General features: G+C 68.4%; 28 protein-coding genes and 1 pseudogene. 26 read left to right on the top strand and 3 right to left on the bottom strand.

The annotated features are described in order from the left end of the window. Positions 1-257 precede the first annotated feature (257 nt). The 26 genes from FXO23_RS31145 (at position 258) to FXO23_RS31025 (ending at position 20,354) form a co-directional block, all read left to right on the top strand. Entirely contained in the window at positions 258-1,262 is a 1,005-nt protein-coding gene (locus FXO23_RS31145; protein ID WP_158889064.1) for a DUF932 domain-containing protein, read from the top strand. Between the two features lie 277 nt (positions 1,263-1,539). Further along, positions 1,540-2,196 (top strand): hypothetical protein, encoded by a 657-nt coding sequence (locus FXO23_RS31140; protein WP_158889063.1) that lies wholly within the window; start codon positions 1,540-1,542, stop codon positions 2,194-2,196. 378 nt (positions 2,197-2,574) lie between these two features. Then, positions 2,575-2,955 (top strand): LuxR C-terminal-related transcriptional regulator, encoded by a 381-nt coding sequence (locus FXO23_RS52550; protein WP_158889062.1) that lies wholly within the window; start codon positions 2,575-2,577, stop codon positions 2,953-2,955. Next, the gene (locus tag FXO23_RS31130) at positions 2,952-4,142 is read left to right on the top strand and encodes a hypothetical protein (protein WP_158889061.1); all 1,191 of its coding nucleotides are present in this window, start codon (positions 2,952-2,954) and stop codon (positions 4,140-4,142) included. The genes FXO23_RS52550 and FXO23_RS31130 overlap by 4 nt, the downstream gene beginning before the upstream one ends. Positions 4,143-4,211: 69 nt before the next feature. Continuing rightward, the gene (locus FXO23_RS31125; RefSeq protein WP_158889060.1) at positions 4,212-4,787 is read left to right on the top strand and encodes a hypothetical protein; all 576 of its coding nucleotides are present in this window, start codon (positions 4,212-4,214) and stop codon (positions 4,785-4,787) included. A 68-nt stretch (positions 4,788-4,855) separates the two neighbouring features. Beyond that, a complete protein-coding gene (locus FXO23_RS31120; protein ID WP_158889059.1) occupies positions 4,856-5,500 on the top strand; it encodes a hypothetical protein in 645 nt (214 codons plus the stop codon). A 227-nt stretch (positions 5,501-5,727) separates the two neighbouring features. Continuing rightward, positions 5,728-6,414 carry a hypothetical protein gene (locus FXO23_RS31115; protein ID WP_158889058.1) on the top strand — a complete coding sequence of 229 codons (687 nt, stop codon included), beginning with the start codon at positions 5,728-5,730 and terminating at the stop codon, positions 6,412-6,414. Between the two features lie 205 nt (positions 6,415-6,619). After that, entirely contained in the window at positions 6,620-7,048 is a 429-nt protein-coding gene (locus FXO23_RS31110) for an SLOG family protein (protein WP_218952196.1), read from the top strand. Positions 7,049-7,109: 61 nt separating this feature from the next. Beyond that, entirely contained in the window at positions 7,110-8,039 is a 930-nt protein-coding gene (gene dprA / locus FXO23_RS31105; protein ID WP_158889057.1) for a DNA-processing protein DprA, read from the top strand. A gap of 126 nt (positions 8,040-8,165) precedes the next feature. Beyond that, positions 8,166-8,954 carry a GP88 family protein gene (locus FXO23_RS31100; protein WP_158889056.1) on the top strand — a complete coding sequence of 263 codons (789 nt, stop codon included), beginning with the start codon at positions 8,166-8,168 and terminating at the stop codon, positions 8,952-8,954. A 161-nt stretch (positions 8,955-9,115) separates the two neighbouring features. Then, a complete protein-coding gene (locus tag FXO23_RS31095; RefSeq protein WP_158889055.1) occupies positions 9,116-9,727 on the top strand; it encodes a hypothetical protein in 612 nt (203 codons plus the stop codon). A 50-nt stretch (positions 9,728-9,777) separates the two neighbouring features. Next, positions 9,778-10,599, top strand: coding sequence for a hypothetical protein (locus FXO23_RS31090; protein ID WP_158889054.1), 822 nt, complete (start codon positions 9,778-9,780; stop codon positions 10,597-10,599). 162 nt (positions 10,600-10,761) lie between these two features. Next, positions 10,762-12,258, top strand: coding sequence for an ATP-binding protein (locus FXO23_RS31085; protein WP_158889053.1), 1,497 nt, complete (start codon positions 10,762-10,764; stop codon positions 12,256-12,258). A gap of 147 nt (positions 12,259-12,405) precedes the next feature. After that, positions 12,406-12,870, top strand: coding sequence for a hypothetical protein (locus FXO23_RS31080; RefSeq protein WP_158889052.1), 465 nt, complete (start codon positions 12,406-12,408; stop codon positions 12,868-12,870). Further along, positions 12,867-13,235 (top strand): hypothetical protein, encoded by a 369-nt coding sequence (locus tag FXO23_RS31075; RefSeq protein WP_158889051.1) that lies wholly within the window; start codon positions 12,867-12,869, stop codon positions 13,233-13,235. The genes FXO23_RS31080 and FXO23_RS31075 overlap by 4 nt, the downstream gene beginning before the upstream one ends. Positions 13,236-13,356: 121 nt before the next feature. After that, the gene (locus FXO23_RS31070) at positions 13,357-14,643 is read left to right on the top strand and encodes a hypothetical protein (RefSeq protein WP_158889050.1); all 1,287 of its coding nucleotides are present in this window, start codon (positions 13,357-13,359) and stop codon (positions 14,641-14,643) included. 8 nt (positions 14,644-14,651) lie between these two features. Then, positions 14,652-14,858 (top strand): hypothetical protein, encoded by a 207-nt coding sequence (locus FXO23_RS31065; RefSeq protein ID WP_158889049.1) that lies wholly within the window; start codon positions 14,652-14,654, stop codon positions 14,856-14,858. Between the two features lie 197 nt (positions 14,859-15,055). Continuing rightward, a complete protein-coding gene (locus tag FXO23_RS31060; protein WP_158889048.1) occupies positions 15,056-16,042 on the top strand; it encodes a DUF4192 family protein in 987 nt (328 codons plus the stop codon). A 191-nt stretch (positions 16,043-16,233) separates the two neighbouring features. Then, positions 16,234-16,605, top strand: coding sequence for a DUF4326 domain-containing protein (locus FXO23_RS31055; protein WP_218952195.1), 372 nt, complete (start codon positions 16,234-16,236; stop codon positions 16,603-16,605). Positions 16,606-17,165: 560 nt separating this feature from the next. Beyond that, positions 17,166-17,639 (top strand): Asp23/Gls24 family envelope stress response protein, encoded by a 474-nt coding sequence (locus tag FXO23_RS31050; protein WP_158889047.1) that lies wholly within the window; start codon positions 17,166-17,168, stop codon positions 17,637-17,639. Continuing rightward, positions 17,636-17,941: an Asp23/Gls24 family envelope stress response protein gene (locus tag FXO23_RS31045; RefSeq protein ID WP_158889046.1), complete on the top strand. Its 306-nt coding sequence runs from the start codon at positions 17,636-17,638 to the stop codon at positions 17,939-17,941. Before FXO23_RS31050 ends, FXO23_RS31045 begins: the two co-directional genes overlap by 4 nt. A gap of 53 nt (positions 17,942-17,994) precedes the next feature. Beyond that, entirely contained in the window at positions 17,995-18,171 is a 177-nt protein-coding gene (locus tag FXO23_RS50840; RefSeq protein WP_179956925.1) for a hypothetical protein, read from the top strand. Between the two features lie 2 nt (positions 18,172-18,173). Continuing rightward, the gene (locus tag FXO23_RS31040) at positions 18,174-18,590 is read left to right on the top strand and encodes an Asp23/Gls24 family envelope stress response protein (RefSeq protein WP_158889045.1); all 417 of its coding nucleotides are present in this window, start codon (positions 18,174-18,176) and stop codon (positions 18,588-18,590) included. Continuing rightward, positions 18,587-19,123 carry a DUF6286 domain-containing protein gene (locus FXO23_RS31035; RefSeq protein ID WP_158889044.1) on the top strand — a complete coding sequence of 179 codons (537 nt, stop codon included), beginning with the start codon at positions 18,587-18,589 and terminating at the stop codon, positions 19,121-19,123. Before FXO23_RS31040 ends, FXO23_RS31035 begins: the two co-directional genes overlap by 4 nt. Then, entirely contained in the window at positions 19,120-19,692 is a 573-nt protein-coding gene (locus tag FXO23_RS31030) for an Asp23/Gls24 family envelope stress response protein (protein WP_158889043.1), read from the top strand. The genes FXO23_RS31035 and FXO23_RS31030 overlap by 4 nt, the downstream gene beginning before the upstream one ends. A gap of 245 nt (positions 19,693-19,937) precedes the next feature. Continuing rightward, positions 19,938-20,354 carry an STAS domain-containing protein gene (locus FXO23_RS31025; RefSeq protein WP_158889042.1) on the top strand — a complete coding sequence of 139 codons (417 nt, stop codon included), beginning with the start codon at positions 19,938-19,940 and terminating at the stop codon, positions 20,352-20,354. Between the two features lie 81 nt (positions 20,355-20,435). Here the strand turns inward: FXO23_RS31025 and FXO23_RS31020 are convergent, their stop codons facing one another. The 3 genes and pseudogenes from FXO23_RS31020 to FXO23_RS31010 form a co-directional block, all read right to left on the bottom strand. Then, positions 20,436-21,704, bottom strand: coding sequence for an IS110 family RNA-guided transposase (locus tag FXO23_RS31020; RefSeq protein ID WP_158889041.1), 1,269 nt, complete (start codon positions 21,702-21,704; stop codon positions 20,436-20,438). Positions 21,705-21,958: 254 nt separating this feature from the next. Further along, a pseudogene (locus FXO23_RS31015) lies at positions 21,959-22,213 on the bottom strand (acyl-CoA desaturase); the annotation flags it as partial. Between the two features lie 231 nt (positions 22,214-22,444). Next, the coding region (locus tag FXO23_RS31010) for a transposase (RefSeq protein WP_218952194.1) at positions 22,445-23,042 on the bottom strand (598 nt) is incomplete at its 5' end.

Raw genomic sequence — 23,042 nt, 5'->3', positions numbered from 1 at the left:
GACCGGTGCGGGTCGTCTTCCCGTCGCCGGGCTCGGCGTGGACGCCCCCACGTGACCAGGCCAGCGGCCGGCGGTCAAGGCCCAGTCCCCGCCTTCGTGTCCGTTCGCACTGCGGGGGCCTTGACCGCCGGCGCTTGGGCCTGGTGATCCGCAGTCGTCCACGCACGATCCCGGCACCCGCCGGACACCCTGGACGCGCTTCTGCTCCGCGCTCGAGGCGCCCGCGGTTCCCGATGTTCACGAGAGGACGGTTCGTGATGTCCCGAGAGACCAGTCAGTGGCTCAACACCAACGTACTGATCGGATTCACCGACAAGCGCGGGCATGCCTGGCACTACCGCGCGTCGGATCAGGGCAGCGAGCCCAATCACTACCCCGGTGCCATCCCGCTGCCGGACGTGCGGCGTCGCCTGTTCGACTGGACCGCCGAGCCCGAACCTGTCTTCGTTCAGGGGAAGTTCGGCCTCCGGCAGGTGCCCAACACGATCGCCGTCACCGCGTCCGATAACGGTGACGTGCTCGGCATCCACACTGACACCTACGACATCCACCAGTACCAGGACTGGCTTCTGCACAAGGTCGGCTTGATCCTGGACGACGGGCTCGCCATCGGCTCCGCCGGGCTGCTGCGCGAGCGCAAGCAGGCGTGGGTGAGCGTGGAGGTCCCGGACACCATCACCACGCCCGAAGGGGTGGAGTTCCGGCCGAATCTGCTCGCCTGCACCAGCCACGACGGCAGCCTGTCCACCACGTACAAGCGTGTGGTGACCAATGTCGTGTGCGATAACACGATGGCGGCCGGGCTGCGCGAGCACGGCCAGCAGTTCTCCGTCCGGCACAGTGCGAACAGCGGGTTCCGGATCGTCGAGGCGCGCGACGCCCTGGCGATGGTGCACACCGTGGCCGAGGACTTCGCTGCGGAGGTCAAGGCACTGTGCGCAACGACCGTGACCGACCGGGCGTGGCGGGCGTTCCTGGACGCCCATACCCCGGTGCCGCAGGAGGACGGCCGCTCTCGCACCACCGCGCTCAAGCAGCGTTCCGCCCTGACTCGGCTGTGGACCAGCGACAGCCGAGTCAGCCCCTGGCGCGGCACCGCGTGGGGTGTGGTGCAAGCGGTCAACACCTTCACCCACCACGAAGCGACCGTGCGCAACGCCTCGCGGCCCGAACGCAACATGTCCCGCACCGTCGACGGAAAGATCGACAAACTCGACCAGAGCACGGTCTCAACCCTCGGAAAGGTGCTGGCCTCGGTCTGAATTTCTGACCGACCATCTCCCCACCGCGCACGGCCCTGGTCCCGTCCCTGATGGGGCGGGCCCAGGGCCGCGGCGAGTTCCCTCGCCGCTTCAGCATGCCGACCGCTGGCTCGGGCTAGCCCCGGCCGCCACCCAGCGCTCGAAGTTGCCTCACCGCGCCGCCGCAGCTCTGCGTAGATCCACGCCGCAGCGGCGAACCCGGTCAGGTTGCCACGTTTCCGCCCCCAAGCCCCATTTCCCTGGAAATCAAGCTCACCGAGAAAGGACGTCGCGAGTCATGAGCACGAACACCATCGGTGCCGAGTGCGGCACCGCCGGATGCGACAACACCGGCACGGGGATCTCCATCGCCGTGTCCCATCCCAACATCTACCGGTGTCACACCTGCCTCGACTGCATCAACGCCCTAGCACCGCACTGGGTGCCCGGCATGACCGACCGGAACGCCTACGAGGCCCGTAACCGCGAGATCGGGCAGATGGACGCGCAGACCCTGCGCGCCCAGGCCGCCCCGATCCTCGCGCGAATCACCGCGGCACGTGATGCCTACGCCAGGCTGGCCGACCTGGTCGGTGCCGCCGTGGCTCGCGACGCCGTCACCGACATCATCAACGCCGGTGACCGCGTCATCGACGTCACGCTCATCAACTGGTGGGCCGCCTACCGCTGGCCCGAGCACCATCCGGCCACCGCCCCCTCTCCGACGCCGTACTCCTTCGACCGCGCCTGGCGTATCTCGGTCAAGGGGCTCGGGATCGGCTTCGTGCGGCGCACGACCTATGGCTTACACGAACGCTATCTCGCGCGGGATCTCACCGGCGGCACGATCCGTCCCGACCTGCCCCTCTCCGAGGAACCCACCTACAGCAGCCCGCACGAGGCCGCGCACGCGCTCGCCACGTGGGCCGCACGCACTGGCTGGGAACAACCCTGACCCCCTGCTCCCCGGCGGTCACTGGGCGGGCCCGGCGGGGTGGTCATCGGTATCGGCGTGGACGTCATCACGCGACCAGGCCCGCGCCGGCGGTCAAGGCCCAGCGCCCAGAGCATCTGCACCCGGACTGTGCTGGGGGCCTTGACCGCCGTTGCGCTAGGGCCTGGTGATCCGCGGACGTCCACGCACGACCCGAGACCACCGGAATGAACCGGGATCCCGAGCCTGGCGCGTCCGCCCCCGACGCGCCGGTTCCCGGTTCGGGTCCGGTCGGCCGTCGCACGCGCCGCGGCGGCCGACCGGACCCCTCTTCTTCTGACCTCGCTTCCCTCTCTCCGCAGCGCTCTCGGTCGTGCCTGTCGCTTTCGGAGGTCGACGATGAACAACACCACCAAGCTCAGCGCGACCGAACTCCTCGTGTTGCAGGAGATCGCGCGGGGACGGGACAACCACCAGATCGCCACCATCCTGGTCCGATCCCCCGAAACGATCCGTACTCACGTCAAGAACATCCTGCGCAAACTCGGCGCGCGCAACCGAGCGCACGCCGTCGCGATCGCTTACCACGTCGGGATCTTCCAAGGCCGCCCCCAACCCACCAGCGCGCAACTCCAGTCCCCCTTAACCCCCACGGCACCGCCCAGCACACCCGACTCCGATTCGACCTCCGCTCAGCACCACGCGAAGCCTCCATCGCCCAGGGCGATCACCTCCGCACCCTCCCGGCGCCGAGCCGACACCGCTCGGGACCGCCCATGACTACGCCGACCCTGTTCGATCTCGCCCACACCGACGCGCCACCACTGGACATCGTGTCTTTCGGTGCCGGAGTCGAGAGCGGCGCGTACCTGACCGAGGTCCTGACCAAGCCCGACAAGCACGGCGTCGATCCCTCGAACATGGTGGTGCTTCACGCCGTAGTCGGGTCCGAATTCGATGACACTCTGCGAGACTCGCAACGGTTCATCCTGCCGTTGCTGCGCGACCGCGGAGTTCGGCTAGTGCAACTCGCCCGTCGGGGCCCGCGGGAACGAGACGGGATCGAGATCCTCGACGACACCACCCGGCCGAAGGTGATGCACCACAAAGGACCCTGGACGCTGGCGCAGCACAACGAGGTCAACGGGATCACCCCTCAGCTCTCCGACCGTAAGTGCTCGTTGCTGTTCAAGGGTTGGGTGCTCGATCGATTCATCCTGACCGAGTTCCCAGGAAGGGAATACACGCATGTCATCGGGTACAACCGTGACGAATGGCCCCGTGCCGAGAAGGATGACGTCTACGCGACGCAGACCCGTGATCCGGTGCACCCCTTGATCGAATGGAACTGGTCGCGCGTGCGCTGCCTGCGTCGCCTGTACAACGAATTTGGGATTATATGGAAGAAATCGGCTTGTTCGTTCTGTCCTTTCGCCGGGTCATCTGCCTCGCTGCCCGCACTGATGAAACGGATGCGGCGCTTTCCCGACAGCGCTGTTGAGGCGCTGCTTACTGAGTACCGGGCGCTGTTCTTCAACCCACGCAGCAAGATGTTCGGTCGACACAGCCTGTACGAGCGCCTTGTCGAAGACGGGAACACGACCGCGTTGCAGCGGTTCGAGCGCAGGCTCAACCAAGCACAGTGGACAGTGTACGAGGTCCGGCGACTTTTCTTTGCACGCAAGGGAGATCCGACCAGCAAGGGGCCCGGCTGGCGTTCCGTCCGAACCAGTTTCACTGGCACCCGCGCGCAGGCGCAGCGCTGGATGCGCACTCACGTCGGCACTGCCACAGACAATGGAGGCCGTCTGTGGCTGCGCGGCGAGGAACCCACCAAGGTCTACCCCCGAGTCGAACACTTCATCGGCATGACTTTGGCCGGTACCAACGACAAAGAGCGCCCCAGCTTCGCCAAACACTGGGCCGCCATCACGGGCGAGACCTTGTTCGACTCGTCCACCCTGTGATTCCTGGCTGACCACCGGCCGAATCGAGCGCGTAGGCACGTACCACCTGAAGCCCGCAAGGAGGTTCGCATGAACGCACACGAGAAACGGATCGCCGCGCTGGCGCGGCTGTTCGTCCGCTTCGAGCGGCTCTACGACGAGGATCGCGCCGAGTACCAGCGCCGTTTCCGTGCCGGGTATCCGGAACGGCTCTACGCCCGCTTACTCGGCCTGGTGGGCTCGACCTGGATGGTTGCCGACGGGGTCATCCGCGAGGCCCGCGACTACTACCGTGAACGGATCCATCTGGATTGCGGACACGTCCACACCTTCTACGTGACCTCGCAGCAACTGACCGGACAAACACACCGGTACCTCAACGGTTTGTTCTTCGCGCCGCAGGCGTACTGGGAGACCGGACCGATGTACTGCAATCACTGCGACGGCCGCCCCGAACGCACCGTGACCCTCCTCGAAGTGGAAAACCACCGGATGGCGTGCGAGGAGATCACCCTGGAATGCGGACACACGCTCAAGCGAATGCACCGTGCGAACCAACCGTTTCACCCACGAGACATCAGCCTCGCACGCCGATGCACCGGCTGCCTCGGCCAGTACCGGGAAGGCGTCAGCGTGCGGACCCTCCGCGCAGCCCCGACCCCATGACCCACCAACGGGATTTCCCTCGGTGAGGAAACGATTCGGCACTCGCAGCAAACCATAAGGAGTCCTTGATGGACATGACTCAGTTCACCCAGGGCCAGCAGCTCGCTGCCGAGCTGCGCTCTGTGTTCCGGCTGTTGCCTCAGACCCGGTGGTACCGGCTCAACGATGTCCGTGATGAGGCATCGGTTCCCTATGACGAGTTGAACCACGAGGCGATGTGGAGCGAGGTGTGGCAGGCCACCTGTCGACCCGAGTCCTACCGCGCCGAGCACAGTGATCGCGTCGCCCGTCTCGCCTTCGGCTTCCACGCGATGCGGGGTTGGCTGCGCTGTGTCACCGGTAACCGTTCCCATCCGGTTCTGTGCTCACGTCTCCAGGAGCTGACGCCGTGGCAATTCGCCGCCTACCTCGGCCGCATGGCCGATACCGGAATCACCGGTGGCGCGGACTTCGAGGCGTGGTTTCGTCAGGAACGCGAACGTCTCCTTCCCGGAGGCCAAGCTGTTGCCGACTTCGCCGAGACTGCAACGGGTGAGCCCTCGCTGGACGAAGGCGACCGGGTGTGCCGCGTCGATGATGTTCGGGCTCGGATTCTCGGCACCGTTCGCTACATCAGCTCGCGCGGCGTGGTCGCGGTGCAGTGGGACAACGGCGCACTCACCCCGCATGCCCCGGCCCAGCTTCGCGTCCTGCGTTCTCCTGGCTCGCAATGACGCCGCGGCCTCGCCCACGTTTCGTCTGTCGTCGATGTGGGGTTCCCGCCGACATCTGGGGCCGTCACGACGGAGCCATCTACTGGAAGCACCAAGCCGGGCGACACTCGCCGCCCACGTGCGGCGTCGAGCCCGACCCCATCTCGCGCGTCCTCTACCAACGCATCACCCGGACTCCCACTCCGTATACCTCCACAAATACTGTGCCGACAGAAAGGTTTTCGCTCATGCGTACCGGCTACTCCACGACCTTCTCCGGCTCCTACAACGGCGACGGACACGCATCCCACCACACCATCGACCACCGAGCCGCCGCGTGGGCCATCACCGACGATGTCACCGACTCCCACGTCTCCCACTGCATCGCCTCGGTCACCGCCCACGTCGCGGCCAAGACCGCCGCCACCGACGGAGTGCTGGCCGCGGTCAACGCCGCCGCCGAGGAGAACGCCGCCCATCAGGCGGGCAATGCCTGCCTCCTCGTCGCCCGAGCAGACTCCCTGTCGGCCGGCTGGGAACTGGCGTGGGTCGGGCACTGCCGCGCCTACGAGCTCGTCGACGGCGCGGTAGCCCAGCTCACCACCGATCACGCCGTCCCCGCATCCGAGTGCTCCCCAGAAGAGCTGGCCGACAAGTTTGACGGCTACATGCTGCCCCGGCTTCGCCTCGTTCCCACGGCGAGCCTGCTCAGCCACGACCGCCCCTCCACGATCCGCACGCTGCGGCGACGCGGCCGCCTCGTCCTGGTCACCGATGGGGTGCACGCAGCACTGTCCGCCGAGGAATTCGCCGACATCGTCCGCCAGCACACCGACCCCGGTGCCTGTGCCGGTGAGCTGGCGTCCCGAGCGGCCGCTGCCCGCGATGTGCCCGACAGCGGTACTGCCGTCGTGATCGACCCCGACCACGGCTGACTGCCTCCGCCGCTGCAGCCGCCGAAGTCGGACGGCGCTGGCTTGCGTGGTGTCGCCCCGCCGCGTGATGCGCGGGGCGGCACAGCGTGCCACCGCGGTGGGGGTGTCCGGCCACACCCCGGCCAGGACACCCCCACCGCGGCGGCGATCTCGCGGGCGCCCGCGCACACCGCGCGGGACGCCCCGAGATCGGAGGTATGCGGTGGTGCATCGGATTCTGATTACTGGTTCTCGCGCCTGGTTCGACCGTGCGGTCATCCGGCGGGCTCTCGCCGCGGTGTGGCATCCCGACTCAGTCCTGGTGTCCGGGGCCTGCCCGCGTGGCGCGGACGCACTGTGTGAGGCGTGCTGGACTCATTGGGACGGCCGCGTCGAGCGGCATCCGGCTCGGTGGCGGCAGTTCGGCCGCCGTGCGGGTTTCGTGCGTAATGCGGAGATGGTGCGCGCCGGAGCCGACGTGTGCCTGGCCTTCATTCTCGACGATTCCCCCGGCGCCAGCCACACCGCCGATCTCGCGCGCCGAGCCGGGATCACGACGTGGGTGTTCCGGGCGTCCTCACCGACCCGTACCGCAGTTGCCGACTCCGTTGGCGTGTCGGGCCAGCCGCAGCACGACGTGCGCCGCGCCGGATAGCCACTGTCCTCGTCAACTCCGTCCTGACCGTCTTCTTTTCGTTACGCCAGAAGGAGAAATCATGTCGTCCACGTCGGATGTCCGTGTGGCTCGTGCGTTCCTGCTCCGGGTAGCAGAGCCACCCGCGCCGTTCCTCGCGCGGTTTGTCGCCGAGGTCGGGCCGGTTGACGCCGCCCGGCTGGTACACCACGGCGAGTGTCCTGCTCGTGTGCGTGAGGAAACCCAGTCGCGTCGGCATCTCGACCTTGCTGAGCGCGATCTCGCCGAGGCTGACCGCTACGGCGCCCGCCTCGTCATCCCGGAAGACCCGGAATGGCCCTCAGCTCAACTCTCCGCCATGGTCGACGCCGATGCCCACGGGATGTCACATCTGGCGCCGCCGCTCGCGTTGTGGGTTCAGGGTGCGCGGCGGCTTGATGACCTAGCGCGGAATGCGGTCGCGATGACCGGGTCACGTGCCGCGACCGGGTACGGCGAGCACGTCGCCGCTGAGCTCAGTTACCACCTCGCACAGCACGAGATCGCCGTGGCCTCTGGTGCCGGGTACGGAGTGGACGGTGCCGCGCATCGCGGTACGCTGGCAGCCGACGGTGACACCATGGCAGTGCTGGGCTGCGCGCTCGACGTCGGGTACCCAGCTGGTCACGTCTCGCTCTTGGAACGCATCACCACGCAGGGGCTGGTCGTCAGCGAGTACCCCTTCGGTGTCCCACCGGCCAGGCATCGGTTCGTGGCTAGGAATCGACTCCTCGCAGCCCTGGCGGCAGCTGTGGTGGTTGTCGAGGCCAGTGTCCGCAGCAGTGCACTGAACACCGCCCGGCACGCTGCCGACCTCGCCCGGCCCGTGATGGCCGTTCCCGGTCCGATCACGGCGGCTCAGTCGGCCGGGCCGCATCAGCTGGTTCAAGGCGGTGCACACCTCGTCACCGGTACCAAGGACGTTCTATCCCATCTCGACAGCCCGGGGCCGTCCACCACGTCGTCGTCCTGACCGGTCCGCGGGTGGGCGGTGCTTGTCGACGCCGCCCACCCGCGCAGGCGGGCCAGTGGCGCATTCGGCGGTGTACGGTGGAAGAGACGGGATCTTGATGTGGCCTCCCCATGTGCATCGAGTGGCATGAGGACGGAGGTCACGGTGACTCTGTTACGGCAAAACAGGGAATTGAAGCGGCTGGACATCTGGAATTGGTCACTGCCAGCCTTCGCCGGAAAATTACCCGATGGGCGCAACTACAATACGTGCCCTTCGGCGGGAATTTGCGCTCAAGCCTGTTACGCAAGAAACGGAACGTACCTTTTCCCTAACGTGAAGGCCCGCCATCAGGAGAATCTGCGTTTCGTCCTCGACGACCTCCCCGGATGGAAGCGCGCCATGATCGATGAGCTGGCGCACAAGAAGTTCATCGATGCATGGGTCAGGATACATGATAGTGGAGATTTCTTCTCTCGGGATTATTTGTCGGCATGGCTTGAGGTGATGCGTGTTCGGCTTCGGACCCGGTTCTATGCTTACACGAAAGAGGTTTCGGTTTTTCGTGAGCTGGTTGAGCCTGATCCGCCACCTAATTTCTGGTGGGTTTATTCGTATGGCGGGACGCAGGATGCCAGTTTGGATCCCGCGGTCGATCGGGTCGCTGATGTGTTTCCCGACGAGGAATCCATCGAGGCGGCGGGGTGGCATTCCCAGGAGGAATCGGATCTGCTGGCGGTGATCGGCCCGGCGCCGGTGGGGATCCCGGCCAACAACATCGCGCACTTCAAGGCCAAGCAGGCGGGGCGCCGGTGGAGCCGATGGCAGGCCGGGGTCGACGCGGCCCGCGCCGAGCGTCGAGCTCGGGCATCCACTGCTGCTTCGACGCCTACCGCGGTCGACGACCAGGCGGGTGCGGGGCGCCGCACACCGTAGCTCGACGGCGCCACGGCGGCCGGCCGTGCGCGGGTCGTGCCCTGCTGGGTTCAGGGGTGCCGCCGTGGCCGCGTCGAGCTTTCTGGCGGACGCGCCCCGCACCGCGCCTGGCTCAGCGGTGGGGTGCTGCGTTGTTTCCAGACTCCGGGAAGGGAGTAGGCATGTCTACTGACGATCTGGACCACTATCTACGTGAGGTCGCGGCGCTGCTGGGAAAACCGTGGCGTGGTGCACCGCCGCAGTGCACGGGTGAGGACGGTGCTCTGGTCGGTCCGCAGGGTAGCTGGGTCTCGGTGACCGTCGATTCGCACCCCGCGGGCGACCGCTTGGTGTTCGAGACCTGGCTGATCGATGGCCTCGCTGTTCATCAGCCCTCGGGCACCACTCGCCCGGTCGTGACGGTCGCGCGGTCCCGCCCGCCGGAGCAGGTCGCCCGGGACTTGCGACGCCGTTTGCTGCCCAAGGTGCGTGACCTCCTGGAGGGCGCGCGCAACCTTGCCGAGCAACGCCGTCGGGACGCGCACGTTCTGCGTGCGGTCCTGGAGTCGGTGGCCGCACGCCTCGGGGCCGATCCGAAGCCGGGGGCGCACACCGTCGCCGTCGGAGAGTTCGGCCGCCCCCTCTACGCGACCGCGCAAGTCCTTCAGCCCACCTGGCGCTCCAGTGAGCACATCGTGCGGTTCAGCATCGACGCGGCCCCGGCCCACGCGCTCGCCCTGGCCGAGTTGCTCGGTGATCGCGCCTTCGCTCTCTACGGCACCCCCGACGAGTAGCCGCTCACCAGTTGATCACACCACTACCTCAACGAAAGGGAGTGTCCGCTATGGACAGTCAGTGGAGCTATCGGGTGTGCGACCCGGACGGGAAACAACGCCTGGAGGGAAAGCACATCGTGGTAGGCCGGCGAGCGGCGAATGGGCTTGGGGCTGGCGCGTTCGTCGAACTCGTCGACCCGATCCTGGAACCGACCGGCGTCGTGGTGCACCTCGCCGACGCCGGACCCGAGCAGTTGCAACTGGCCGAGGCGTCCTACCGATTCTTTCGGGCAGCGGCGAGGGTGGTCGGGATCGAGCACGCGCCCTCACATCTGGAATCGTTGGCGCGCACTGCGCTGAGCGGGTACTTCACGTCCACGTTGCTCGAGCGTTATGCCGTGCGCTATCGGTACGAGAACCGCGTCAGCGACGGCCATCCCTGGAGTTTCCCGCTTCCCGCACCCGAGGATTGCCGCAAGGCGCAGCCGGGCGAGTGGGTGCGTCGCGATCCGGAGACCGGGACGGCATGGGACACCAAGACCAACGACCAGGTGTTGGGCGGCAGGCCGGTCTTCGATGACGGCGGCCGCCCTGTGGAACTACGGTTTCAGGTCAGCGACTGGAGTGTGGACGTGATGCACGCGACCAAGCCCGACGGCACCGTGGTCGCCACGTACGCGTGGGAGCCGCACGAGGTGCCACCGTTGCGCACCGACAAGGACGCTCTGCGAACCCTCCTCGGCGAATTGGAAAGCCTCGACGTCGCGACGGTGCCCCACTCCCCAGGTCCGTCGAGCAAGCGCCAGGCCGATCCGCAGGATGTGGCGGACTTCGCGGCGTTCCGGTTGCGCCAGCTCGGCGACCAGCGTGGCTGGTGGCTGAACGACTAGCCCGACGCCGCACGGCGCACCCACAGAACACCCACACATTCGCCGCGGCCGCACCTGACCTCGTACAACCCCTCACCTCTGTGCACCGGGGCGCTTCTGCGCGTCACGCCGTCCCGAGACGCCCGACCGCTTTCCTCTCCGTCCGTCGTGAAAGGACTCCTCGTGCAAGCACACACTCGCCTCGTCGCCCTGAAGGATCTCGACACCCAGATCGTTGATATTCGCGTCGACCTCGGAGCCGGTACGCCGGAACTGCACATCCACGGTCTCAGCCAGCAGGTCTCGCGCGAGACCCGCGATCGTGTGCGAGCTGCCCTGCGCAACGCTGCACAGCCGTGGCCCGAGCGCTCCGTCCACGTCACCTGCTCGACCGCGCATCCCCAGTCGGATGTGGACCTGGCCGTCGCCGTGGCGATCCTGCTCGCGACCGGCAGGGTTCCTGCGCGCAGGCTCCTGGCCACCGCGCTCATCGGCGAGCTGAGCCTGGACGGCCGGGTGCGGCCCGTCCGGGGCGTCCTGCCGCGCGCGATGGCCGCGGCGAAGTTCGGGTGCACCCACCTTGTGGTGCCGGCTGCGAACGCTGCCGAAGCCTCGCACGCACCCGGCATCACGATCGTGCCGGTCGCGCACCTCACCGAGGTCATCACCTGGCTCACCGGCGGCAAGATCCCCGCAGCCGTGCCCACAGCACAGGTTGACGAGGACGCGGTCGACCAGCTCTGGGCCGCCGACACCTGGGCCCGGCTCGATCCCGGTACCGTCCGGGCCGCCGCGCTCGCGGCCGCGGGCGGGCACCACACCCTGTTTCTCGCTCGACCAGGCACCGGGGCGTCGCTGCTGCCGCGCCTGGTGACCGCGCTGATGCCCGACCTCACCGACGCTCACGCACGGGAGGTGACCGCGTTGCATTCGCTGGCCGGAGCACAGCTTCCCGCCAGCGGGTTGATCATGCGGCCGCCGCGAGCCTGCCCGCACCACACCACCTCCATGCCCGCGCTGCTCGGCAAGGGCGCACCGCTACGGCCCGGTGCGGTCACCCTGGCGCACCATGGTGTCCTGCACCTGCAGGACCTGCCCGAGTTCCCCGGCCCCGCCATCGAGGCCCTGCGCGCGGTGCTCGACCACCGCGAGGTCGCCCTGGCTCGCGCGCATCGCACCGTCCAGTTGCCCGCCGCGGTCCGGGCGGTGTTCACCGCGCGGGACTGCCCCGGCGGGTGCGCGTCCGCGCACGACTGCACCTGCACCCCCTTCCAACGGGCCCGGTATCGTCGGCGGATTCCCTTGTGGCTGGTCGCTCGAACCGACCTGTTTGTGCAGCGGCTGTCGTCTCTGGAGCCCGGCTCGCCGGTGCCCTCGTTCGACGCCGTGCGTGCCTCCGTGGTCCAAGCACAGGACCGGGCAGCGCACCGGTGGGACGCACGCAAGCGGCACAACGGCAAGATCACCGACGCTCAGGTCGCCGTCGGTGTTCCCAGCGAGGTCACCGATCGGCTTGACGACGCTGTGCACCGGGGCGGGATCACCACCGTCACCGCGTCACGGTGTCTGAAACTCGCCTGGACCATGGCTGACCTCGATCAGCGGGCACGGCCCGCCCTGGCCGATGTGAACGAGATCCTCGACCAGCGACAGCACCTCGGCAGCCTTCTCTTCCGCTAGCCGCCGCGCCGACCGTGCGGGTGGCCCGCCGCGGGGTGGGCCACCCGCACGGTCGCTCACCCCGCCGCCACCGCGGCCACTCCTGCACACCATCGCCCCGATTGAACGGCTGCCTGCCACATCCACTCGAACAGCAAGGACAACGCCGTGCACGCGCAACTCACCATCCCCGTCACCGAAGTCACGATCGCGCTCGACACCCCGTCGTTCCTGCAGCCGTACGGCCAGGTCACCGGCATGACTTTCGACAACGGAGGCCCGCGCGTCACCGTGGACCTCCACGACGGCACGCAGCTGACGCTCGCCCGGGAAGCAGACACCTGGATCCTCGGCCCGGCTGAGGGCAAGGACGTTCACGCGATCACGAACCTGCCCGGCTACGACGACGGCCTGGACGCCGCCAGCCAGGAGGCGTTCAACGAACTGTGGCGCACGGCCTGCGCCATCACCGAGCAGATCGCTGCCCACATCGTCCCCGCGATCGCGGACGACCTCGTGCGCCTGCTTGACCGCGCCGTGACCACATCGCCGCCCCAACGCCACGAGGCCGAGGCCCTGCGGTCACAGCAGGCCGCGCCAACCAGCATCGAAGATCCGCAGCCGCCACTATGAGCGGCGAGATCGCGCCGGGGCAACGGGTACGCGTCCACGTCAATTTACATTTGCGCAGGCTATCCGTCGTGAATCCGCGCAGCGGTCGGGTCATCGGCTACGTCGATGACATCACCTTAACCGCCGTGCGTTTCCGTTACCAACCCGCGTGTGTGCGGCGTATCCGGGAAGAGGGTGTCCGCTCTGTCTGTGCTTACGCGCTCGGAATTGTGAAATCCGTCAACACGAATCCGGCCGAAGTCAGCGGGCGACCCGTCAAATACAACCCGTTTATCCGGCCCGACTTTCATTACGAGACCGGCGAATCGGTGACCCAGGCCGACCGGGTGCTGTTCATCCAGCTGCGGGCTCACGTCCTGGCCTAGCAAGCCACGTTCCGCTTGATGCGGGAACTCCGCTCCGGGCGTCAGCTGCTCCGCGCGGTACTACCGCGCGGCCTCCCGCCGATTTTTCCCTTTGTCCGGCTACATGCTCAGGAGTTTCATCATGTGCACCACTCCCTCGGCCGCCTCGGCCGGACCATCGGCGGTGTCCGAGCCGACCCACCAGGGCACCGGCTTGACCCCGGTCCAGTTCCAGCAGGCTCACCTGCGCGCTGAGGCCCGGCGGTCGCGCTGGCGCAATCGCCGAAGGGAACAGCAGATCCGAGACGGTTACGACGCGGCCACCACGGACACGGACAGCGCGATCGCCGCCGCTCCCCACCGGATCGACCTCGCCACGTTCGCGGCCGACCACCCGGACATCGAGCTGGGCAAGGCGCGCCTGCTCGCCGACGGGAAACTGATCTACCTGCGCCCCCGAACCCGACGATGGGCGCTGGCCGCGCGCAACGGGTTGCTCGTCGTGCGCGGGGTCGACTTCCGCGTGCCCGGCGGCACAGACTATCCGGGCAAGCCAGCCGGAATCCGGGCGGTGACCGAACTGGCCGACCTGCTCGCTGGCCTGCGGGACGGTCAGGGGCGGCTCGTGCCGTGGGCCAGCCCGCGGCGCGACTGGCCGCTCGGCTGGCGCGGCGAGAACGCGCTGAGCATCGCGGGAGCGGCCACCCCGGTCATCGCCGAGTGGGCGGCCCGGCACGGTGTCGACTACGCCAACGGCTACCTGCGCGGCCAGCGGCGGCCCCGCCCGGTCGTGGGCGGCATCCGCGACGCCGAGGGGTATGTTCTGGCCCGCGACCCCGGCGAAGCCGCGCCCGGCGACCGCATCCGGCACGACGGGGCCACCTACACCGTCCGGGGCTCCCGGATCGGCCGAGTCCAGGAGAACTGGATCACCCGCTACCAGCTGATTCTCGCCGCGGAACGGGACGGCGAGCAGATCAGCCTCACCGAGCCCGGCTCGATCGACATCGCGTTCGCCGGCGACCCGGACGCGCCCGAGGCCAGATACAGCCCCGGCATGGGCCTGTATCTGGATCGCCCCGGCATCCCCGTCGACCGGCAGAACCCGCACTACGTCGACCTGCGCCGGGAGGACCTGGTCCCGCCCGGCACGAGAGTGCTCGCCCGCTACGTCGGCGACCCGGACGAGGTCAACGCCTGGTACGACCCGCGGCCCACCGTGGGCACGACCACTGACCACATCGTCCACGCCGAGGGCCATTGCTTCCAGGTGATCGAGATGGACGACGGCACCTTCGACGGCGTCAAGCCCACCGCGCTCACGCGCCCGAACCCGTCCGCCGACGCCGAATACCAGCTCGATCCCGAGCCTGACGAGGTCGCCGCTGCGCACCGCGCCTGGGGCCTGCACCGCCCCGACCAGCCGTAACCCGCCTTGTGGCAGGACAGGCCCACCTCCTGGCCGGGCGGCGGCGGTGCTGGGGCTTGGCCTGTGCCACCACCGTGCTCGGCCATGCCGCCCGCACCTGCCGAGTTCAACGCGTCGCGCTGCAGCGCGAAACCCGCGCGCGCATCGATCCGCTGTCCCATCACGGCTGGGCGGAAGTGGGTGCCCACCGCGAGCGGCGCGGCGGCACGGCGTAGCGGCGCGGGTGGGGCGCTGGCGGATCCGCTGCACGGGCGGTGGGCCGGTCGCACTCTGCCCCGGCAGCGGGCCGGGGGCAAGCCCGAAAAGCGCGGGCTTGCCCCGCTTTACCCCGCTGCCGGCGGCGACGAGTACGCCCCACCGCCCGTGCGGGTGCCAGCCCAGCTGGCCGTGCTTCGAGTCCTGGAGGACGACCATGTCTCACCGCCACAGCCCCGGTGATCTCATCGCCCTGCTGCACCAGTCACTGCCCGATCCCCTGGCCTCGGACGTGCTCTGCCTCGTGCCCACCGCCATCGACATCCTCAGCACCAGCGCCTGGCCCGAGGTGCCGATCGGCGTGCTGCCGCTCAGCAGCCTGCGTCGCCAGTCCACTCAGGACGTCACCGATCGGCTCTTGCGGTCCATCTCGGTCCCGGTGGGCGCCGAACTCGCGCTGGTCGCCGTCGGCGACACCACGGAGGTGACGAAGCAGCGGCACCGGGTCGCGATCGCTGCCTTGGAGACCTCACTGGCCGAACGCGGCCTCGTCGTGCAGGACACGTTCTGGACGACGCATGTACAGCCCGGTGCCCGCTGGGCCGATGACCGCGAGCCGGGTCGCACCGGTCTGGTCACCCACCCGATGCTGGGTGGCCCGGTCCGGGCACTGGCGTTCGGCATCGACGACACCCACCGTGTCCCCGACTGGGGCTTGCCCTTCCAACCCCACGGCTATCGGGCGCCTCGCCGGTTGTCACGGTTCGCCGAAGCCGTCATTCCCCATGTCACGTCCGATCTGGAGCACGCCCTCGATCTTGTCGACGCCGTCCGCCACCGCGTTGATCTCGGTGAGATGCCCGACGACGTCACCGCCTACGCCCTGCTCACCGCGCTGCGCACCGGATCGGTCTACGCCTCCTGCGTCGTGCCCGATCCGCGGTACGACCCCCTCCGGATCGAGCAGGTCTGGCTCGCGCTCCACCGCGCAGCGCCGGTCGATCTCCGTCCCCGGCTGGCCACCGTGGTCGCGGCCAGCGCGCTCGGCCGCGGCAACACCGCGCTGGCGACCCTGGCACTGAGCCATTCCGGGCGCGATCGCGTGGCCACCACGATCGCCACCTGCCTCCGCGACGGCGTCACCGGTCCCGCCGCCCAGGACCGTCTGTGCCGCGCGGTTTCCGGCTTCCACCCCACCATCTAGCACCCCGCCACCGCGCACGAACCCACTCGTGCAACGGAAACAACCGAGCTCCAGGCGCGGGGGTGGGTGGACCGCCTGAAGTTCAGCACACCTCGACCCGGGGCCATCGCCTGACGGCGCCCCGGGTCGAGGCGCGCTACGGCTGCGCCGCGCCCCACCCGCCACCGCACCCTGAGGAGGCACAACCAGTGATGACGGAATGGTCCGATGACGAGCTTGCACGTTGGGAACTGCTGGACGCTGGAGTGACGGTCTGTGTGTCGATGCGGCGCGGCGTGCACCCGCATCTCATCGCGTGGGCCAAGCACCATGGCCTGTTCGTACGGATCGATCGGGCATCGAAGTGGGGGAATCCGTTCGTGCTGGGCCGCGACGGTGATCGGGACACCGTGGTTCGTCGCTTCGAGTTCGAATACCTTCCGTACCAGCCGACGCTGCTCGCCGCGCTCGGTGAGCTTCGGGCGAAAGCCCTTGGTTGTTGGTGTGCGCCCGAGCTGTGTCACGGCGAGCCTCTGGCGGTTCGCGCCGGGCAGCCTTGGGACATCACGGTTTCGTCATCATAACGACCTGCCGACACCACATCGGCAGACGTATTCGTTAGTTACCGCATTGTCCACGAAACAAGCTGTGTCCTGCAAGGCAACCATGCAACCATGCACCCTTGCGTCCCCTAGCCGCTCTTACCGCCAAACGACAGCGTCTAGTTGTGACTTTTCATGTTAGTTGGCCAGCGAGTGGCCCGTCATCAGCGTTGATACTGAATTCTGAGCAGATACTTGGCCGGATTGTGCAGGGATGGTGGCCGAGTTTGATGCAGCCTGCGCTGCGTAGCTGGCAGCGCTGGCCTTCTGTGCCCGCCGGGGGAGCCGGGCCTGGCGTGGAGGAGGAGTTGAGCGGCTGCCGCGCGGTCTCGTGCTAGGTCTTGCAGGTGTATCCGTGGGTCTAGTGGGTATCCCCCCGTTATCGACCGTGTCCTCTGCGGCGGCGGGACGGCTGGCACGGCCGGGTTTGGCCGCTGCGGGCGGGTCGCACGGTCGGTGGTGTGCGGGTGCCGGGTCCGTGGCTAGTTCCGCGGGAGGGTGTCCAGTCCGGGGAAACTGTTGTGCATGGTGAGGAGCAGGTGATGAGCAGTCCCAGTACTCAGAAGAGCACCAGCCGCGCGGCCGGTGATGGCGGTGACGTGGAGAAGTCGGGTGGTGAGTTGGTGACGGCGCGGGGGTCGACGACGATCGCGGACACGGTGGTGCAGAAGATCGCGGGTTTGGCCGCGCGTGAGGTCAGTGGTGTGCATGAGCTGGGTGGTGGTGCGGCGCGGGCGTTCGGGTCGCTGCGGGAGCGCATTCCCGGTGCGTCGGCCAGCGCCGGGCAGGGGGTGTCGGTGGAGGTCGGGGAGACCCAGGCCGCGGTCGATTTGGAGATCCAGGTGGAGTACGGGGTCGCGATTGTCGATTTGGCTCGAGCGGTCCGCAGGAACGTGATCACCGCGATCGAGCGGATGACCGGTCTGGAGGTGGTCGAGGTGAACATCGCTGTCAACGATGTGCACATCCCCGGCGACGAGGAGGGCACCGGCACCGAGCCGGGGCGGGTGCAGTGAGCGGCGGCGTCGAGATCGACGCCGACAGTATCGCTGCCGCTGTCCGGGCTATCCCGGCGGTCGCGGGTTTGGACGGAGGCCGGTTCGGCGAGATCGCCACCTATCTGCCCGGCCGCCGCGTCCGCGGCGTGCGGATCGGCCCCGACGAGGTCACCATCGGGGTTATCGGCCGCTACCCGGCCACCATCACCGAGATCGACGCCGCCGTCCGCGCCGCGGTCGGTCTCCTCGATCGGCCCGTGCACGTCACGGTTCTCGATATCGCGGTACCCGGCGACGCACCTGGCCCGCCGACAGACTGATCACTTTTTCGACCGGTTCGACCTTGGCCGATCGGCACAGCAAGGAGATTCCCGTGAACTTCACCGCACTTGGACTGTTGTCCGGGATCGCGTTGGGGCTGGCCGCGGCGTTCGGTGGCTTCAGCGCCTTCCTCATCGTCCTGGTCCTCGGCGCGCTCGGCTTGCTCGCCGGGCGGGTCGCCGACGGCAAGCTTGACTTGTCCCAGCTCACCGGCCGCGACCGGCGCTGACCATGACCGCCCTCAGCACCACACCTCACACCAGCACCGCCGGTGACCACGAGCGGGGTGAGATGGGTGTGCGGGGCCGGACCACGATCGCCGACCGGGTGGTCGAACGCCTCGCCGCCCGCGCGGTCACCGAGGTCGACGGTGTCGGCGGCACCGTGCACCGGATGCTTGGCGTCGCGGTCGGCGGCGAGGGCGTGGAGCGTGCCGCGCAGGTCCACGCGCGCGTCACCGGTGACACCGCGTCCTTGGAGGTTCGGCTGTCGGTGATCTACCCGGCGTCGGTGGCGCGCACCACCGATCAGGCGCGCACCCACCTGATGCGGCGCATCGCCCAGTTCACCGGGCTGGCGGTGACACGGGTGGATATCAGGGTCACCGCCCTGCACAGCGACACCCCGGGGCGAAGGGGGGTGCGATGATTCGCCGTTCCCGCCGCAGCCTGCCCGCCACGCTGACCGCTCTCGCGGTGCTCGCTGTGTGTGTGCTGGTCGCGACGGGTGCGATCCAGATGCTGGCCGGGCAACGCCCGCTGATCAGCTACGCCGCGATCGCGCACGCGTTGCACGGCGCGCGGTGGAGCGATCTCGCGGTGGGGGTGTCCGGGGGTGGCGCGGCGTTGCTCGGGCTCGTCGTGCTGCTGGGCGCGGTCCTGCCCGGCAAGGCCACTGTCCTTCCGTTGAGCGACGAGGGCGTCGGCCTGGATTCCGGGGCGTCGCGCCGGAGTGTGCGGCGCACCCTGCGTGCCGCCGCCAGTTCGGTCGACGGGGTGCGCGTGAGCAGGCTGGCGCTGCGGCGCCGGAAGGTCACCGCCACCGTGCGCACCGATCGCGCCACCACCGAAGGCCTCCCCGACGCGGTGCGCGCCGCGTTGGAACACCGGCTCGACCAGATCGCGCCCGCTACCCGGCCCACGGTGCGCGTCAAGGTCACCACGACGAGGAGCGCGTCGTGACCAGTGTGAACCGTCCTGCCCGGCTCAACCGGATTCTGCTCGCGATCACCGGGCTGGTGCTGCTGGCCGTTGGTGGGTTCACCCTGGCCACCCATGCCGGCTGGCTGCGCATGCTCGACCCGGACTCCCCGCTCGTGCCCGGCACCGAACAGCCACCCACCTGGGTGCTCTACACCGCCACCGTGGTCGCTGTGCTCGTGGGGTTGTTGTGCCTGCGCTGGCTGGCCACCCAACTGGCCCGCCGACCGAAAACGCACACCTGGCGCCTCGAACACGATCCCGACCGGGGCCGGACCGAGCTCGCCGCCGCCACCGCCGTCGCCCCCTTGATCGACGAGGTCGGCGGCTACCCCGGTGTGCATTCGGCCCGCGCCACCCTTACCGGCACCCAGCAGGCCCCGGCGCTGGCGCTGGTGATCGCCACCGAACACGACGCCGACCTCACCGACATCCGCCAGCAACTCCACACCCACGCCCTGCCCCGGCTGCGTCAGGCACTCGACCTCGACACCGTGGCCGTCACCATCGAATTCCGCTTCACCAGCCACACCGGCCCCCGCACCCACTGACCCGCGCACAGGGCCAACCCGCGACCGCCTGTCGCGCGCCCCGGTTACCCGGCGCTGGCCACCGATCCTGTTCCGGCGGCGGGCTTCCCAGCATGGGTGTAGTCCATCCGGCTCAATGCGCGTAGCGTGAGAGGGACACGGGTCCAGACCTTGCCCTTCTCACACGGATGGCCGCTGGTCCTGGCCGAGCACCCGAACGCGGTGCACCCGCCCGGGGCCGAGGCGGTCGGGAGCAGGGGCGCATCGTGAGTACCCAAGCCCAGCCCCAGCTGAAGGGGCCTCCGGTGGCGGCGCACCGGTTCGCCGTGACCGTGACCCGCAACCATGCTGGCTGCACGCAGATCGCCGTCGTCGGCGAGATCGACGCCAACTCGCTCGCTCTGCTCGATCACGAGCTCGCCGATCAGCCCAGCCGGGACACCGACGCCCTGGTGCTGGACCTGTCCCGGGTCCCGTTCTGCTCGATCGGCGGTGTGGGTGCGCTACTGGCGCTGCAGCAACGCACCAACACCGCCGCGGTTCCCCTGGAGCTGATCGTCGACACCCGCGCGGTCCGCCGCGCCCTGGAAATCCTCACCGCGCCGGGGCTGTTCTCCCTGCACGCCACCCGAGCCTCCGCACTGGCCGCGATCGACGCCGACGCCGAGGATCGTTTCCGCTGATCCGAAAATCGAAGGTGAGTGGGCAGGCGTCAGCACCCGGCGGAGCGCGGCGGAGCCGGGTTCAGCCCGGTGATGTTGGGGTCAGGCTGCGGGTTCGAGAGTGACTCGGTATCCCAGGGCGTTGAGCTGGCCGATGTGGTTACGGATTCTGCGCTGGGTGTTGGTGTGGCTGGGATAGAAGTCGGTGCCGAGATCCTGGTAGCGGGTGTTGGGGTCGGAGAGCAGGTGCCAGATGATCACGAGGATGGAGCGGCCGATCGCGACATTGGCTTTCTTCGCGCCGCTGCGACGGGCGATGCCGCGGTACCGTTCGCCGAGGAAGGTGTTAGTGCGGCTGGCGGCGACGGCGGCCTCACCAAGCACCCGGGCCAGGTAGGGGTTGCCGTGACCGGTGCTGTCGGCACCTTTCCTCTTCCCGGCCGATTCCGAGACACCGGGCGTGAACTTCGCCCACGAGCACAGGTGTCCCGGGGTGGGGAAACGCGTCATGTCGAGCCCGATCTCGGCGATGGCCACCTGCGCGGCCGTGCGGCCAACTCCGGTGATCTCATCGAGCCGGTCCACTGCCCCCGCGAAAGGGGCGATCAGCTCCTCGACCTTGCCGTCGATACGGGCGACGTCGGCGGTGATCGTGTCCACCCGTGCCAGCATCGTGGACAGCAGGAACGCGTGATGGTCGGTGAAATGCCCGGTGAAGGCCTCCTCCAGCCGGGCGATCTTGCGGCGCATCGACGTGCGAGCCAGTTGCGCGAGCACCTTCGGATCCCGCTCACTGGCGACCAGCACGGCCATCATGTCCCGCCCGGAGACCCCGAAAATGTCCGAGGCCACCACCGACAGTTTGATCTGAGCGTCCTCGAGCAGCTTCTCCACCCGCTGCTTCTCCGCCGTGCACGCCTCGACCAGATCCCGCCGGTACCTGGTCAGATCCCGCAGCCGGCGGATCGGTGGTGGGGGCACGAAGCTGGGGCGGATCATCTGGCGTTCGGCGACCTTGCACAACCACACCGCGTCCAGCCTGTCCGTCTTCGGCCGCCCCGGCAGATGCTTCACATCCTTGGCGTTGACCAGCCACGTCTCGAACCCATGGGCTTCGAGCAAGTAAAACACCGGCTTCCAGTAATCCGAGGTGGACTCCATCACCACCCGTGTCACTCCCAGCGCATCCAGCCGGTCCGCCAACAGCAGCAACGACCGGGTCATCGTCGAGTACGGCGTGACCTCCTGCAACCGCTTCCCCGGACGGGCCTGGTCCGGCACCCGGACACAACACATCACCTCGGCCTTACCGATATCCAGCGCGGCCACCCGCTCGATGATCTCTTCACTGTCCTGCGTCGGCTTCAACATCGCCTCTCCCTGGCCAGCAGCACCTCAAGCGACTGCCCGCAGGAGCCCAGGCAAACAAGGAATCTGATCCGCGTGCTCGAAGCAACAATCAAGGGCCCAGCAACAGCTCCCAGCGTCCGACTAACCCACGGCCTCACACGACCACAGAGACGACGACGTCAGCGGGCAGCCAACACCGATTTTCACCCCTCAACGGGCGTCCCACCACAGGACACAACGACTAATCCCCGCGGCGTGGTCTCCCACCCGGGGCATCAAATGGCGGCGGTGGTGGATTTGCAGGCGAGGCATTCCGGGCGGGGCCAGCGGACCTTGGTGGCCCCGCCGAGCCGTTCGAAGGCCCAGATCAGGCGCGCGGAGATGTCGATCTGCCCGCGCCGGACCCCGTGACGGCCACAGGTGGGATCGGCCTGGTGGGAGTTGCGCCAGGACTCGCCCATCCCGGCGATGGCCAGCAGCCAGAAGTTCGCGGACTTGTCCCGCACGCTGTAAGGCCGGTCGCCGATCACTGCCAACTATCGTGCTCAATGGCCAACTACCGTGAAAATTCGCACTAGGTGGCTGGTGTCGAACGGGGTCTTGCGGGCTGCTCGACCGGCTTGCGCTTGTTGAACAGGGTGGTATGGCCGCTGACCTGCTCATCGAGCTTGATCGGCGGTTGGGGGCTTGGCATGATCCTGACCGGTTTGGCCGCCTCGTTGGCGGGCTCGTGCGTGCGGTGACAGGCGGTCTGGTGCCTGTCAGACGGTTGCGGTGGTCCATCCGCTTGTCGTGCTCCGGATCCCGAGCACGCTGAGGCGTGCGAGGTTGGCCGCAGCGGCCAGCAGGCAGAAGTCAGCGGCTGCTTTGAGCAGTCCTCGGACGCGGGCGCGTCGTCCGCCGTGGCGGCGGCGCATCAGGTGACCGATCTTGCGCTCGATTTTGGGGCGGGTGGCTCGATAGCCGGCCTTCCAGTCGGGGTCGTGTTGACGGCCGCGGGCGGCGACCAGGTGCCTTTCGTGGGGGCCGATGGTGATTCTGCGGCCGTCCTTGGCCGCGGTGCAGCGCGCGGCCAGTGGGCAGTGGGCGCACAGGGCACCGAATAAGGCCTGTCCGGTGTGACGTTTGCTCATCCGTGGGCGAATGGGCACGGTGTTGCCCGCAGGGCAGGTCACGGTCTGACCGTCGAGGTCGATGTCGAAGCGGTCCTTGGGGAAGTGACCTTTCACCGCTGCCGGGGGTTGCACCTTGAGTCCATTGTGGATATCGGTGTTGTCCAGTCGCTCCAGCAGTTCCCCGGCACCGTAGGCCGCATCCCCGTAGACCGCCGCCTGCTCTGCGGGCTCGACAGGAACGGGG

The sequence above is a fragment of the Amycolatopsis anabasis genome, from assembly GCF_009765355.1.
Lineage (GTDB): Bacteria > Actinomycetota > Actinomycetes > Mycobacteriales > Pseudonocardiaceae > Amycolatopsis > Amycolatopsis anabasis.
The sequence above is the reverse complement of the archived record's forward strand: the minus strand, read 5'-3'. Positions and strand labels throughout refer to the sequence as shown.

Bases quoted from the DNA above. Each gene is read 5' to 3' on its own strand.
- FXO23_RS31145 (WP_158889064.1), top strand. From the start codon at position 258: ATGTCCCGAGAGACCAGTCAGTGGCTCAACACCAACGTACTGATCGGA.
- FXO23_RS31140 (WP_158889063.1), top strand. From the start codon at position 1,540: ATGAGCACGAACACCATCGGTGCCGAGTGCGGCACCGCCGGATGCGAC.
- FXO23_RS52550 (WP_158889062.1), top strand. From the start codon at position 2,575: ATGAACAACACCACCAAGCTCAGCGCGACCGAACTCCTCGTGTTGCAG.
- FXO23_RS31130 (WP_158889061.1), top strand. From the start codon at position 2,952: ATGACTACGCCGACCCTGTTCGATCTCGCCCACACCGACGCGCCACCA.
- FXO23_RS31125 (WP_158889060.1), top strand. From the start codon at position 4,212: ATGAACGCACACGAGAAACGGATCGCCGCGCTGGCGCGGCTGTTCGTC.
- FXO23_RS31120 (WP_158889059.1), top strand. From the start codon at position 4,856: ATGGACATGACTCAGTTCACCCAGGGCCAGCAGCTCGCTGCCGAGCTG.
- FXO23_RS31115 (WP_158889058.1), top strand. From the start codon at position 5,728: ATGCGTACCGGCTACTCCACGACCTTCTCCGGCTCCTACAACGGCGAC.
- dprA (WP_158889057.1), top strand. From the start codon at position 7,110: ATGTCGTCCACGTCGGATGTCCGTGTGGCTCGTGCGTTCCTGCTCCGG.
- FXO23_RS31100 (WP_158889056.1), top strand. From the start codon at position 8,166: ATGAGGACGGAGGTCACGGTGACTCTGTTACGGCAAAACAGGGAATTG.
- FXO23_RS31095 (WP_158889055.1), top strand. From the start codon at position 9,116: ATGTCTACTGACGATCTGGACCACTATCTACGTGAGGTCGCGGCGCTG.
- FXO23_RS31090 (WP_158889054.1), top strand. From the start codon at position 9,778: ATGGACAGTCAGTGGAGCTATCGGGTGTGCGACCCGGACGGGAAACAA.
- FXO23_RS31075 (WP_158889051.1), top strand. From the start codon at position 12,867: ATGAGCGGCGAGATCGCGCCGGGGCAACGGGTACGCGTCCACGTCAAT.
- FXO23_RS31070 (WP_158889050.1), top strand. From the start codon at position 13,357: ATGTGCACCACTCCCTCGGCCGCCTCGGCCGGACCATCGGCGGTGTCC.
- FXO23_RS31060 (WP_158889048.1), top strand. From the start codon at position 15,056: ATGTCTCACCGCCACAGCCCCGGTGATCTCATCGCCCTGCTGCACCAG.
- FXO23_RS31055 (WP_218952195.1), top strand. From the start codon at position 16,234: ATGACGGAATGGTCCGATGACGAGCTTGCACGTTGGGAACTGCTGGAC.
- FXO23_RS31050 (WP_158889047.1), top strand. From the start codon at position 17,166: ATGAGCAGTCCCAGTACTCAGAAGAGCACCAGCCGCGCGGCCGGTGAT.
- FXO23_RS31040 (WP_158889045.1), top strand. From the start codon at position 18,174: ATGACCGCCCTCAGCACCACACCTCACACCAGCACCGCCGGTGACCAC.
- FXO23_RS31035 (WP_158889044.1), top strand. From the start codon at position 18,587: ATGATTCGCCGTTCCCGCCGCAGCCTGCCCGCCACGCTGACCGCTCTC.
- FXO23_RS31020 (WP_158889041.1), bottom strand. From the start codon at position 21,704: ATGTTGAAGCCGACGCAGGACAGTGAAGAGATCATCGAGCGGGTGGCC.